At 48.2% G+C, this 13,253-nt stretch carries 10 protein-coding genes; 3 read left to right on the top strand and 7 right to left on the bottom strand.

Going from position 1 to position 13,253, the window contains the following annotated elements:
• Positions 1-126: 126 nt before the first annotated feature.
• From HMPREF3277_RS15570 to ilvE, 6 genes are all read right to left on the bottom strand, one after another.
• Entirely contained in the window at positions 127-360 is a 234-nt protein-coding gene (locus HMPREF3277_RS15570; RefSeq protein ID WP_003765225.1) for a hypothetical protein, read from the bottom strand.
• Positions 361-536: 176 nt separating this feature from the next.
• Positions 537-1,541, bottom strand: a complete 1,005-nt coding sequence (dusB, locus tag HMPREF3277_RS03680) for a tRNA dihydrouridine synthase DusB (protein WP_009311121.1) — start codon at positions 1,539-1,541, stop codon at positions 537-539.
• 133 nt (positions 1,542-1,674) lie between these two features.
• The gene (locus HMPREF3277_RS03675; RefSeq protein ID WP_009311120.1) at positions 1,675-2,349 is read right to left on the bottom strand and encodes a site-2 protease family protein; all 675 of its coding nucleotides are present in this window, start codon (positions 2,347-2,349) and stop codon (positions 1,675-1,677) included.
• Between the two features lie 126 nt (positions 2,350-2,475).
• Positions 2,476-3,783 carry a hypothetical protein gene (locus HMPREF3277_RS03670; protein ID WP_003776667.1) on the bottom strand — a complete coding sequence of 436 codons (1,308 nt, stop codon included), beginning with the start codon at positions 3,781-3,783 and terminating at the stop codon, positions 2,476-2,478.
• Between the two features lie 156 nt (positions 3,784-3,939).
• Entirely contained in the window at positions 3,940-6,684 is a 2,745-nt protein-coding gene (locus HMPREF3277_RS03665; RefSeq protein ID WP_070870075.1) for a right-handed parallel beta-helix repeat-containing protein, read from the bottom strand.
• 717 nt (positions 6,685-7,401) lie between these two features.
• Positions 7,402-8,400 (bottom strand): branched-chain-amino-acid transaminase, encoded by a 999-nt coding sequence (gene ilvE / locus HMPREF3277_RS03660; RefSeq protein WP_003765854.1) that lies wholly within the window; start codon positions 8,398-8,400, stop codon positions 7,402-7,404.
• A gap of 388 nt (positions 8,401-8,788) precedes the next feature.
• Between ilvE and HMPREF3277_RS03655 the strand changes: the two genes are divergently transcribed.
• Together HMPREF3277_RS03655 and lapB are read left to right on the top strand one after the other, a co-directional pair.
• Positions 8,789-9,133, top strand: coding sequence for a LapA family protein (locus tag HMPREF3277_RS03655; RefSeq protein WP_009311116.1), 345 nt, complete (start codon positions 8,789-8,791; stop codon positions 9,131-9,133).
• Between the two features lie 12 nt (positions 9,134-9,145).
• Positions 9,146-10,315, top strand: a complete 1,170-nt coding sequence (gene lapB, locus HMPREF3277_RS03650) for a lipopolysaccharide assembly protein LapB (protein ID WP_070870074.1) — start codon at positions 9,146-9,148, stop codon at positions 10,313-10,315.
• 60 nt (positions 10,316-10,375) lie between these two features.
• On the opposite strand, the gene HMPREF3277_RS03645 is transcribed toward lapB, so the two are convergent.
• A complete protein-coding gene (locus HMPREF3277_RS03645) occupies positions 10,376-11,170 on the bottom strand; it encodes a thymidylate synthase (protein WP_009311115.1) in 795 nt (264 codons plus the stop codon).
• A gap of 531 nt (positions 11,171-11,701) precedes the next feature.
• Here HMPREF3277_RS03645 and gdhA point away from each other — a divergent pair.
• A complete protein-coding gene (gene gdhA, locus HMPREF3277_RS03640) occupies positions 11,702-13,039 on the top strand; it encodes an NADP-specific glutamate dehydrogenase (RefSeq protein ID WP_003776652.1) in 1,338 nt (445 codons plus the stop codon).
• Positions 13,040-13,253: the final 214 nt, after the last annotated feature.

The following is a 13,253-nucleotide window of genomic DNA, read 5'->3' as shown; positions in this document are numbered from 1 at the left end:
CGCCGTACTGGTTTAAAGTTAATCCACTATATTAAAGAGGGGGTTGTAGAAAGGCACATCAGCCTTTAAGAATGAATGAAGATTAACCATCAAGCCTTCACCATGCCGGATTACAGTCCACGCAACCTACTCCCCCAAGCAGGTAATCTTGCCAACCTTTTCTCCGTCCGGTTCGATTTCTGCTACATGATCTCCATATTTATCATCCCAAAAGAAACGCCCGTTTTTCTCATACCAAGGTTCGCCCAGTACATACCAAGCCTTGTCCAAACTGTCACCGGGGCGGATGGTTTCGCATGTCGCTCTACTCTTAAACGCACTCAACATACACGCATCATGTTGACGACAATCGGGATTCATGCACCTGCCCTTGTCGTCATTCCAATTGCGATCCATTAATTTACAAGCTATCAGATTGTAGTCATAAGCATAAAACCCGTATCCTGTCAGCAACAGCGCGGCTATACCGAAGCGTTTGAGACGTGGCGTCAATTTCATATTTACTTCCCAAAAATAAAAAGGTCGTCTGAAACGCCCTACCCTTCACGATATGCACACACCCAGCGGTCGGTTTTCTCTGAAAGTGCCTCAAGATAGGCAGCAAGGGTATCGTATTGTGCCGCTGCGCTGTCCAAGCGGTTGATGTCCCGGCGTGTCTGCTCGCCGTCGGGCATTTCGTCGATGTACCAGCCTATGTGTTTGCGGGCGATGCGCACGCCGGCGACTTCGCCATAAAACGCGTGCATGGCGCGGACGTGGTTCAAAATGGTGGCGTTGCACTCTACCAAGCTCAAGGCAGGCGGCAAAACGCCGTATTCGGCGTAATGTTTCAAATCGCGGAAGAGCCACGGCCTGCCTTGTGCGCCGCGCCCTATCATGATACCGTCGGCGGCGGTTTGTTTGAGGACGGCGGCGGCTTTTTGCGGCGAAGTGATGTCGCCGTTGACCCAGACGGGGATGTTCAGACGACCTTTGGTCTCGGCAATCAGATCATAAGCCGCTTCGCCTTTGTACATTTGCGTGCGTGTGCGTCCGTGGACGGCAAGGGCGGCGATGCCGCAATCTTCGGCGATACGGGCGATGGCAGGTAGGTTCTTGTGGTCGTCGTGCCAGCCCAAACGGGTTTTAAGGGTAACGGGAACGTCCACCGCGCGGACGACGGCTTCGAGAATGGCAGCAACCAGCGGCTCGTTTTGCATCAGCGCGCTGCCGGCTTGAACATTGCAGACTTTTTTGGCGGGACAGCCCATGTTGATGTCGATAACCTGCGTCCCAAGGCTGACGTTGTAACGCGCGGCATCCGCCATCTGCTGCGGATCGCTGCCGGCAATCTGGACGGCAACAATGCCGCCCTCATCGGCAAAATCGCTGCGGCGCAGGGTCTTTCTGGTATTTCTAAGCGTCGGGTCGCTGGTCAGCATTTCGCACACTGCCCAACCCGCGCCAAAATCTCGGCAAAGTCGGCGGAACGGTTTGTCCGTAATGCCCGCCATCGGGGCGAGTGCAATGGGATTGTCGATAATGTAGCCGCCGATGCGCATGGTCAAACCGCCGTATGGAAAGGGCTGCCATTGTACAATTTTTAAGCAGGGTTTCCAATGGGATTTACTTTGACGGATAGGAAAAAAGGTCGTCTGAAAAAGTTCAGACGACCTTTGTTTTCCATTTACCTTGCTATTTTACTAAGTCGGCTATACCTGCCAAAATCAATGCGGTAAAGATAGAGACTGAACTCCCTATCATCAGAGAAAATAAGTCAATCAAACCCGACAACGCGCCCGTAAGAAGCAAAGCCAAAACAATCCATGTTCCATAAGGTTCGATTTGACGAAACTTCATAGACCATTTTGCATTGAGGAAAGAGTCAAGAATGACACCACCATCGAGCGGCAAAATCGGAAGCAGGTTAATGACGATCAAAACTATATTAATTGTCATACCAAACTGGGTCATGATCATTAATGGGTCAACATACGCCTCTGGGACCGCGCCACCTAAAAACGAGAGCATCGCCCAGAAATACACCAGAATCAGATTGGTTACTGGACCGGCAACGGCAATCCATCTCCGCGCGCTGCGCACATTCTTAAAATTGCGGGCATTAATCGGTATGGGGCGTACCCAGCCGTAAACAAACGGTGTTAACGCCAGGCTCAACGCAGGTACGATGATTGTTCCTATCAAATCGATATGCGCCATCGGATTTAATGTCAACCGTCCGAATTGTAATGCGGTGGGGTCGCCACAGCGATATGCAACATAACCGCGTGCAATCTCACGCATGACCAAGGAAAGCATCACCGGTGGGATAGCAAGCAGCACATAACTGAAATCAAAGTTTCCAAACATAGTTTTCCTTAAAAAGGTCGTCTGAAAAACTCAGACGAAATGCACCAAGGGCGCATCGTAGGTAAACACTGTCAAATTTGCAATAAGCAGGCCGCTCGAGAATCTCGGCGGCCTGTCGGCAGATGATTATTCTTCAGTTGCTGAATGTTCTTCAGTATTTTCTTCGGAATCAGTTTCTGCCTCTGGGTCATAACCCGATGGCAACAATAATCTAGATATGATAGGTACTGTCAACTCTTTTATGTCGATGACTTTTTCGCTTGCAGGCTTAAACTTGAATACGGGTTTGCCGTAATTGTGGTAAATACTTTCCATAACGATGTTCAACGCCTGAGTGTTGCTTTTGCTGTTGACCTGCGTATAAATACGCGTTGCCAACAATCTGCCTTTTCCATTCAGATAGTAGTCATAATAGAGAGGCATGCCGACCATCTTTTCAAAGCCGGAGTGCATTGAGAGGCCTTTCTCTTTTGTACTGTCTATAAACTCGCCAAAGAATTTTTCAACTTTCTCGTAGCCTTCAGCCGTAGAGCCTTCCTCCGGTTTTTTCTTCAGAGCATCAAATTCTTTTTTGAATTCTTTAGCGAAAGCGTTGATAAAGAGCGGGTCATATTCGTCTTTATGGGTGTAATGGATGCGGTATTTTGCTTTGTTTTGCTTACCGAATTCATCCATATTTTCAAGGCGGTATGCCTCAGCAGGAGCAGCTTTGCTGGCTTCAATATAGGCTTTGAATGCCGCCTTTGCGGCATGACGCAAAGGAATGCCTTTGACCATCTCTTCATCTTTAAGCTGTATGCTGATAGGTTGCTCTTCAGCCAAACGCTTACGGATCTCTTCGCTCGTAAAGATGCTCATAATCATCGAACTGAGCAATGGCTGGTCAATAGTCAGACTGAGATTTTCACCATCAATCAGCATGGGAGATTGGATATTCAATTGCTCATTGCGATGGTTAATGGAAATAGCGGGAATCCATTCGGCTTTTTTGGCAGGCAGGTCAATGGCTATATGCGATTTCAAACGCACACCTTCCAAATAACGTCCGACAACCGGATATTCTTGCCACTTATCGATCATTTCAGGGAACCATTTATCATTGTCGGTGTCCAGCAAGGCTTCTTTCAGCTTGGTCTGATCTTCTTCCGAAAGTTCGATTCCGTCTTCGTTCAATTCTTTGACTTGTTTGTCAAGTTCGGCTTGATCCTTCTTTGTTTCTTCCAAACGGGCTTTTTTCTCGCTTTCCGGCGCTACCCCTGCTTCGGCAGTAGAAGTATGAAACTTCACTTCGCTATCAATGTTATAGCTGTAATCATCCGTATAGACGCGATCAAGGGAAATTGCCATCATTTCATGGGCAGATTTGTTTTCAAGGCTGCTGCATGCGCTCAAACCAAATGCCGCCGCCAATACTAGACAAAACGTCTTTTTCATTTACTGTTCCTTAAAAAAACAATCCAATGGGAATGTAAATGACTTTTAACACAAATAATTTAATGTGACAACATCATTGTATTGTTCGGTTTCTAAAAACGCTGAAAGGTCGTCTGAAACGGCAATTTACCGTTTCAGACGACCTTTTAAACACCATTACAAAATGCCGTTATGGTAAGTCTGATCATCAATCATGGTCGGATATTTCGGGTGGTTGGCATAAACAGTATCGTGGATTGCTTCAACTTTGTTATGCACATGACCCAATACATCAGAAAGCGCGATGTCCTTACCGGTTGTATTCACATCTTTCAATTGGTCGCCATTATGGGTATTGCTGCCGGCAAAGGTATCGACATCTGCCTCATGCTTCAACCAAGTCGCATACAGTTTGCCTTTGATGTCGGTATGCAGGGTATTGTTGGCAACATTCAACGTGGCTTTTCCTACGCCGTCACCGGTACTGTTGACATCCACAATGGCATCGTTCAGTTTGCCGTGGAGGGACAACGTATTGTTGGTCACGTTGTACTCTTTGGCATTGGTACGCATATAGGCGAATTCACGATAACCGGCCGACTCTTCGCGAACGGTAATATTGTTGTTGTTTAACGTTATCGAACCATGCAGGGGGACATCCGAGCGGTGTTCTTCAAAATAGAACGGCACGGCTCCCGGTGCAATTTTTCCGATATTGGCAGTATTGTCGCTGATATTGATGGTGCCCGTACCGATACCGTCGTGTTTGCTGACATGATCATATGTGTTGTTAATCACTGCCATCAGGTATTTGGTGGACTCACCGTCGATTTTGTTGTCGGTAATATTCAGCGTGTAATCCATTTTGTTTTCATGGTTACGGAATTCGATGCCATAAGTTTGGATGTGGTTTTGGTACACTGCCAAATTTTTAATGGTATTGCCGCTGATGTCGTAATAACCTTTATCCGCCGTATGCAAATCGCGCAATTGGGTATTGGTTTGCACTTGGATGCCGGAATACATGTGGTAATACCTACCTAAATCATCATCCATATAAAGACGGAAATTCGGGTCTTGCGTAATAACGTTGTCTTTAATTTTCACGTTATCCATGGAAAATTGGCGGTTGTAGGCAGCGATACCATACAGACGGTCGCCGTTTAAGACGTTGTTTTCGATAACGATACCGGTGCCATCATGTACATCCAAACCTTTACGGTAGTTATGGTCGGTTGTATTGTTGCGGAAAGTAATGCCGTAGTTGTAGCTGCCTGCCATGGCAGTCATGCCATAACCTGTACCGCCATCAGCCTCGTGACCGTTCCACTCCAATCTATTGCCTTCGCCGACAAAGTTCTTTTGATATCCGACCATCGCGCCGGCAACACGGTTGTGGTGCAGATAGGAGTCGACAATACGGTTGTTCTCACCCAAAGGCAGATGGTCATATTGTTCGTTGATCTCACCGCTTTGGACGCGTGCTTTGTAAGTTTGGCTCTTACCTGCTTCCCGAACCAATGCATCAGTCGATGTAAACATCACACCGGCACGGTTGACTCCGGATACCTCGACTTTGCTGATTAAAGTATGGTCGGCATCGTTGACCAAAATGCCGCTGACTTTTCCGAAGTAGCTCAAGCCCTTCCGGTAAAAGTCCGGATTGGTATATTTAACAGAAAGATTCGCAATCGTTTTATGGCTTTGTCCATCCACCAAAATACCGGCAAATGCGCGAATATCATCGTGATTGGTATTGGGGTTGAACACACCGACCTGCGCTTTATCAAAGGTGATCAGCGTTTTGCCCATGCCCGAACCAAAAATACCTTTAGCCCCTGAATTATTGCCATTGATGACAATTTGATCGGAAATATAGTAAGTACCGTCCATGAACAGCATGGCTTTTTCTTTGTGTGCCGCAGTCAATGCCGCTTTGATGGCTGCCAAGCTGTCTTTTTTCCCGGTCGGATCTGCGCCAAAATCATTGACGTCGATGTATCTGCCAAATTCTTTCGATTGATGAACGGTGTAGTTGGAAACCTCCCCTTCTTTTACTTCATCTACTTCATCTTGATGATTGGCTTGATGTTCGGCCTGCCTAGCAGTATGGGCTTCATTGGATTTTGAAGTATTGTGTCGAGCCGTTTCTTTATTGTCACCAGCCTGATTATCTTCATGTTTGTGGGAAACCGTTACCGCTGGTGCTGAATGCGCCACTTTACCGTTGGTTTGATGATGGTGTGCAACATCATTTTCAGTATGTTGCGCTTTCTCGGCAGCCTGTTTTTCAGCCAGGATTGCTTTGGTTTTAGCGGCAATTTCCGCTTGTTTGGCTGCATGTGCGGCTTTTGATTTTTCTAACGCTTCAGCCTGTCTTGCTGCCGATGCTGCTTTGGCTTTTTCCAAGGCTTCGGCTTGACGTACTGCAGCAGCGGCTTTTGCCTTTTCCATAGCTTCTGCATGTCTTGCAGCGGCGGCGGCAACAGCTGCCTGTCTAGCAGCTTGGTATTTTGCCATAACCTGCTCTTTGGCTGCTTGAGCTTCTGCCTGTTTGCGTGCAACAACATCAGCACGGAGAACCTGAGACATGATGGCCATTTCTTTGCTGGTTAATTTACTGCGGTCGGCAACCGGCGCCGGTTTGGTATTTTTTGAAGTATTGACTGCGGCAGTATCGGCAGAGGGCGTATGTTGCAGACCAAAAATTTTATCCTGTCCCCTCAATTGTTTAGGGAGGGCTGCTGCCAGATTCAGACCGCCAAAAGAATGGTCGTAAATCAATTTGTTCAATGCAGAAGGAGCATGGCCGGCATGCTCTTGGCTTGCGGCTACTGCATGATTAGATTGAGAAGTTTGACTTTTAGTGTGAACTCTTGTTTGTCCGAGATTGAAGAAAGAGTACGTGGTTTTAGTTGACATAATATATTTTCCCTAGTTTAAAAGCCGCAGACTTGCGTCTGAGGCAACGAAAGCAATGCTTTCCTACCCTTTTTCAGCGATTTTTATATGTCGTTCGAATGATTTGAAATCATTTCCATCGTCATTTAAATAGCTGTAACGATTATTACTCATTCTAAAACCTCAAAACCTGACGCTCTTTTTTTAATCCTTCCGCCTTTTAAACATAAAACCGCACTTAAATATCCCTATAACATTCAGACGACTTTTCATGATCTTGTAAAAGTCATTCCAAAGCTCTCTCTTTGGAACAGTCATCTTGTGATGTCACATTAATATATTAAACACTGCTTTACATTAAAAAACGAAAACCTAAGTCTATTAGAGTTCTAGAGTATCTATTTAGTTCACTGCGATGTCGATTTAAGTCCCTTTTTTCGACATTTCTCAGCAATCAAATATACCAAACGAGTAATGAAATGATTCTAGCATATTGAATTGGTATAATTACATTTTCATAACTTAGCAAATATTAAAATTTTTTAATTATTTGAAAAATAGAAAAATTTTTTTATTTTTTAGTTCAAATAGTGACTGTTTTTCACAACAACACACCAAACATCGGGATATTTTTTTACAAATGGCACGACAAAATCTGTTTACAAAATAAAAAGGTCGTCTGAAAAGAAATTTTCTTTCAGACGACCTTTGGATCTGTTCTATTAATACGAAATCAAATCAGCACACTTCAACCAACCAGCCATGTTTGTCTTCCGCCAAACCGTATTGGATGTCGGTCAAGGCTTTGCGCAAAGCGTAGCCGCGTTCTTGGCTCTTCACTTCGATTTCTTTGCCGTCGATGACAAAAGAGGTTACGGGCGAGATGACGGCGGCGGTGCCGGTCAGAATCGCTTCCGCGCCCTCTTCGACTGCGGCTTTGAGTTCGTCCACGGTGAAATTGCGTTCGCTGACGGTGTAGCCCAAGTCTTTGGCGACGGTCAGCACAGAATCGCGGGTAACGCCGTGGAGGAATTCGTCGGTCAACGGTTTGGTGATGATTTCGTTGCCTTTAATCAGGATAAAGTTGGACGCGCCGGTTTCCTGTACGTCGCCGTTCGGGCAGAACAGGACTTGATTTGCACCATGTTCGGCTTTTGCCTTCAGTACCCAAGGCATGGCGGAGGCGTAGTTGCCGCCGCATTTGACGCGACCCATGTGCGGTGCGCAGCGGATGTGCTCGGTTTCAACCAAAATTTTCACGGGCGAACCGGCTTTGAAATAGTCGCCAACCGGAGACGCGAGGATATAGAGTAGCGCAGTTTCGGACGGCGAACCGGCTTTGCCGATAACGGGGTCGGTACCGATGAGCGTCGGGCGCAGATACAGCGCGGCAGGCGCATCGGGAATTTCGTCGGCGGCGCGTTTGACCAATTCGATCAGGGCATTCAGATAGGCTTCGGTTTCGGGGCGCGGCAGGTGCAAAATGTCTGCGCTTTGCTGCATACGGGCGATGTTTGCCGTCGGGCGGAACAAGACGATTTTGCCGTTTGCCTGACGGAAGGCTTTTAAGCCTTCAAAGCATTCGCTGCCGTAATGCAGGGCGTGCGCGCCGGGCGCGAGGGTGAGGTCTGAGGAAGTTTGCCATTCGGTCGGCTGCCATTTGCCGTCCTTGTGGGCGATAACGGGCATTTGGGCGTGGAAGACGCTGCCGAACACGGCGGGTACGGGTCTGCTCATGGTGATTGCCTTTCTTATTCTGTTTGGTTCTGTTTAGATATTAAAAGTTGAAAGATACGCCTGTACGGATGGTTTTGACAAGTCCGAATACTTGTTTCGCAAACAGCTTTCGCCCAAGCCCTTGCCTGATAACGAAATACGGAAAACCATCCATTCCGATACGCATACGAATTGTCAGCAATCATGCCTACCGTGTACTACATATATATAATGAAGCCTAAGGTCGTCTGAAAACTGCCGCACATCCTATCCGAAACAATCCAAATCGTTTAAACTAAGCCGCATCTGCGGCAAACGGGTTCGGAAACGGAATCCCTATCGACCGCCCTACTGAATTTTCAGACGACCTTTTCAAAACTTTCCGACAGGCATACCGCCGGAGACATCCATGAAACTGATTTACACCATTATCAAAGTCATCATTTTATTATTGTTTTTACTGCTCGCCGTCATCAATACCGACAGCGTCGCCTTCCACTACCTGCCCGGTCAGAAAGCCGATTTACCGCTGATTGTCGTCCTCTTCGGTGCGTTTGTCATCGGCATCGTGTTCGGCATGTTCGCCCTGTTCGGCAGACTTTTGGCGCTGCGCAGCGAAAACAACCGCCTGCGTGCCGAAGTCAAAAAACACGCGCATTTGAGCGAAAAAGACCTTGCCGCCCCCGTACCGCAGCAACCCGCACCGCAAACGACTGCCCCTGCCAAACAACCCGTACAAACGCCCAAGCCTTAAAAAAGGAATCACATGGACAACGAATTGTGGGTCATCCTCCTGCCCATTACCCTTTTGCCCGTCTTCTTCGCCATGGGCTGGTTTGCCGCCCGTATCGACATGAAAACTGTGTTGAAACAGGCGAAAAGCGTGCCTGCCGGCTTTTACAAAAGTCTGGACGCATTGGTTGACCGCAACAGCGGCCGTGCCGCCCGCGAACTGGCGGAAGTCATCGACCAGCAGCCGCAGTCTTACGACCTCAACCTGACTTTGGGCAAACTCTACCGTCAGCGCGGCGAAAACGACAAAGCCATCAATATGCACCAAGCCCTGCTCGACTCGCCCGATACCGTCAACGAAAAACGCGCGCGGGTGCTGTTCGAACTCGCGCAAAACTACCAAAGCGCAGGCTTGGTTGACCGCGCCGAACAAATCTTCATCGGCTTGCAGGAAGGCAACATGGCGCGCGAAGCCCGTCAGCACCTGCTCAGCATCTACCAGCAAGACCGCGACTGGGAAAAAGCCATTGAAACCGCGCAACTCCTCAGCCACGACGAGCAGACCTACCAATTTGAAATTGCACAGTTTTATTGCGAACTTGCCCAAACCGCGCTGTTCAAATCCAATCTTGACGCCGCCCGTTACAACGTCCCAAAAGCCTTGGACGCCAACAAAAAATGCGCCCGCGCCAACATGATTTTGGGCGACATCGAAACCAAACAGGGCAATTTCCCCGCCGCTGTCGAGGCATACGGCGCCATCGAGCAGCAAAACCATGCCTACCTGAGCATGGTTGGCGAAAAACTCTACGAAGCCTACGCCGCCCAAGGCAAACAGGAAGAAGGGCTGAACCGGCTCATCGGTTACATGCAGACCTTCCCCGATTTAGACCTCATCAACGTCATCTACGAAAAAGCCCTGCTGCTCAAAGGCGAAAGCGAAGCCGCCCAACTTGCCATCGACCTCGTGCGTCAAAAACCCGACCTCAACGGCGTATACCGCCTGCTCGGTTTGAAAATCAGCGACATGAATCCCGCATGGAAAGCCGACGCCGACATGATGCGTTCCGTCATCGGCCGCCAACTCCAACGCAGCGTCATGTACCGCTGCCGCAACTGCCACTTCAAATCCCAAGTCTTCTTCTGGCACTGCCCCGCCTGCAACAAATGGGAAACCTTCACACCCAATAAAATCGAAGTGTGAAGCAAACCAACAAAAAGGTCGTCTGAAAAGTTTCAGACGACCTTTTATCTATTCCACACCCTACACCGCTACGGCAGCCTTGATGTGCGGATGCGGGTCGTAACCTTCCAACTCGAAATCTTCAAACTTGAATGCAAACAAGTCTTTGACTTCCGGATTGATTTTCATCACCGGCAGCGTGCGGGTGTCGCGGCTCAATTGCAGTTTTGCCTGTTCGAAATGGTTGCTGTACAGATGCGCATCACCCAAGGTATGGATAAATTCGCCCGCCTCCAACCCACAGACTTGGGCAATCATCATGGTCAACAGCGCGTAACTGGCAATGTTGAACGGTACACCGAGGAAAATGTCCGCGCTGCGTTGGTAAAGCTGGCAGGACAATTTACCGTTGGCAACGTAAAACTGAAACAGCGCATGGCAAGGCGGCAATGCCATTTCATCCACCAGCGCGGGATTCCATGCCGACACAATCAGGCGGCGGGAATCGGGGTTTTTCTTGATTTGCTCCACGACGTTGGCAATTTGGTCGATATGGCGGCCGTCGGGTGCAGGCCAACTGCGCCATTGGTAGCCGTACACAGGCCCCAAGTCGCCATTTTCGTCCGCCCATTCGTCCCAAATGGAAACATTGTTATCTTTCAAATATTTGATGTTGGTATCGCCTTTGAGAAACCAAAGCAGCTCATGGATAATCGAGCGCAGGTGCAGCTTTTTGGTGGTCAGCAGCGGGAAGCCTTGACTCAAATCGAAGCGCATTTGATAGCCGAACACCGAACGAGTGCCTGTACCGGTACGGTCGGATTTATCGGTACCGTTTTCGAGAACATGGCGCATTAAATCGAGGTAGGCTTTCATTGGTGTCCTTTAAGAGTGTGTGTTGTTGGAGATGATTTGGGGCGTATTGTATAGCAATTTGTCGATTAACAGCATAATCAAGGTCGTCTGAAAACTGGAAACTAGATTCAGACGACCTTGGCATTATCCGTTATGGATTGTCCTGAAACACGTTTTTCTATCTGAAACAAAATTCGTTTTTTAAGGTGTTATTTTCTTTCCTAATCCTGTTTTCCAAGGGTAATTTTCGTAAAATTGTTGACAATATTGACCGTTTTCACATGAAAATTTGCGTTGAATCGAATTTTTTACACTCTCTCGTTTCAAATTTCTAGTTTAATTACTTAGAATATATAGCCAATTTATTTTAAAATGATGGAATTTTCAAAAATATTTTTATATTTTATTGGTTATATATACCAAATAATAAAATTCTCAAAAAAATAATGTCAACAATTTTCATCAAAACTGCTTGGCAGGCAAAAAAATTAGGTTTATATTACTTTCCACAAATTCATCATCCTTTCCAATCTAATCCACAGGGAGCATAAAATGACCGATTTGAACGCCTTGTTTGCCAACCTCAAACAACGTAACCCCAATCAAGAGCCGTTTCACCAAGCGGTTGAAGAAGTATTCATGAGCTTGGGCCCGTTTTTGGCAAAAAACCCGAAATACACCCAACAAAACCTACTTGAACGCATCGTCGAACCTGAGCGCGTCATTATGTTCCGCGTCACTTGGGTGGACGACAAAGGACAAGTCCAAGTCAACCGCGGTTACCGCATTCAAATGAGCTCCGCCATCGGTCCTTACAAAGGCGGCTTGCGTTTCCACCCGACCGTCGATTTAGGCGTATTGAAATTCCTCGCATTTGAACAAGTGTTCAAAAACGCCCTGACCACCCTGCCTATGGGCGGCGGTAAAGGCGGTTCCGACTTCGACCCCAAAGGCAAATCCGACGCCGAAGTGATGCGTTTCTGCCAAGCCTTTATGAACGAACTCTACCGCCACATCGGCCCGAACACCGACGTACCTGCGGGCGACATCGGCGTAGGCGGCCGCGAAATCGGCTTCCTCTTCGGACAATACAAAAAAATCCGCAACGAATTTGCCTCCGTCCTGACCGGCAAAGGCCTCGAATGGGGCGGTAGCCTTATCCGTCCCGAAGCGACCGGCTACGGCACCGTGTACTTCGCCCAATCCATGCTGCAAACGCGCGGCGATTCGATTGAAGGCAAACGCGTGCTGATTTCCGGCTCAGGGAACGTCGCACAATACGCCGCCGAAAAAGCCATCCAACTGGGCGCGAAAGTGCTGACCGTTTCCGACTCCAACGGTTTCGTCCTCTTCCCCGACAGCGGCATGACCGAAGACCAACTCGCCGCGCTTATCGAGCTGAAAGAAGTCCGCCGCGAACGCGTTTCCACCTATGCCAAAGAACAAGGTTTGAAATACTTTGAAAACCAAAAACCGTGGGGCGTTGCCGCCGAAGTCGCCCTGCCCTGCGCGACCCAAAACGAATTGGACGAAGAAGCCGCCAAAACCCTGTTGGCAAACGGCTGCTACGTCGTTGCCGAAGGTGCGAACATGCCTTCTACTTTGGGCGCGGTCGATCAGTTCGTCAAAGCGGGCATCCTGTATGCACCGGGCAAAGCCTCCAACGCCGGCGGCGTGGCAACTTCAGGCTTGGAAATGAGCCAAAACGCCGTCCGTCTGGCTTGGAGCCGCGAAGAAGTCGACCAACGCCTGTTCGACATCATGCAAAGCATCCACGAATCCTGCCTGAAATACGGCACTGAAAACGGCAAAACCAACTACGTCAACGGTGCGAACATCGCCGGTTTCGTCAAAGTCGCCGATGCGATGCTGGCGCAAGGCATTGTGTAAGTCTCATTGTCCTGACTTTAGGCTGTGGAAAGGTCGTCTGAAAACCTTAATTCAAGGTTTTCAGACGACCTTTTTTACTGTTCGGAACTGCTTATAGCGGATTCAAAGGCAGGCACACAATAAAGCACACCTTAATGTGATTTCAAACCTGCCTCGTTTTTTATAGTGGATTAAATTTACATCAGGACAAGGCGACGAAGCCGCAGACAGTACA

Source organism: Neisseria sp. HMSC70E02, assembly GCF_001838645.1.
In the GTDB taxonomy this organism is placed as follows: domain Bacteria; phylum Pseudomonadota; class Gammaproteobacteria; order Burkholderiales; family Neisseriaceae; genus Neisseria; species Neisseria macacae.
The sequence above is the reverse complement of the archived record's forward strand: the minus strand, read 5'-3'. Positions and strand labels throughout refer to the sequence as shown.

Coding starts and splice junctions, on each gene's coding strand:
- HMPREF3277_RS15570 (WP_003765225.1), bottom strand. CDS start 360: ATGAATCCCGATTGTCGTCAACATGATGCGTGTATGTTGAGTGCGTTT.
- dusB (WP_009311121.1), bottom strand. CDS start 1,541: ATGCGCATCGGCGGCTACATTATCGACAATCCCATTGCACTCGCCCCG.
- HMPREF3277_RS03675 (WP_009311120.1), bottom strand. CDS start 2,349: ATGTTTGGAAACTTTGATTTCAGTTATGTGCTGCTTGCTATCCCACCG.
- HMPREF3277_RS03670 (WP_003776667.1), bottom strand. CDS start 3,783: ATGAAAAAGACGTTTTGTCTAGTATTGGCGGCGGCATTTGGTTTGAGC.
- HMPREF3277_RS03665 (WP_070870075.1), bottom strand. CDS start 6,684: ATGTCAACTAAAACCACGTACTCTTTCTTCAATCTCGGACAAACAAGA.
- ilvE (WP_003765854.1), bottom strand. CDS start 8,400: ATGAGCAGACCCGTACCCGCCGTGTTCGGCAGCGTCTTCCACGCCCAA.
- HMPREF3277_RS03655 (WP_009311116.1), top strand. CDS start 8,789: ATGAAACTGATTTACACCATTATCAAAGTCATCATTTTATTATTGTTT.
- lapB (WP_070870074.1), top strand. CDS start 9,146: ATGGACAACGAATTGTGGGTCATCCTCCTGCCCATTACCCTTTTGCCC.
- HMPREF3277_RS03645 (WP_009311115.1), bottom strand. CDS start 11,170: ATGAAAGCCTACCTCGATTTAATGCGCCATGTTCTCGAAAACGGTACC.
- gdhA (WP_003776652.1), top strand. CDS start 11,702: ATGACCGATTTGAACGCCTTGTTTGCCAACCTCAAACAACGTAACCCC.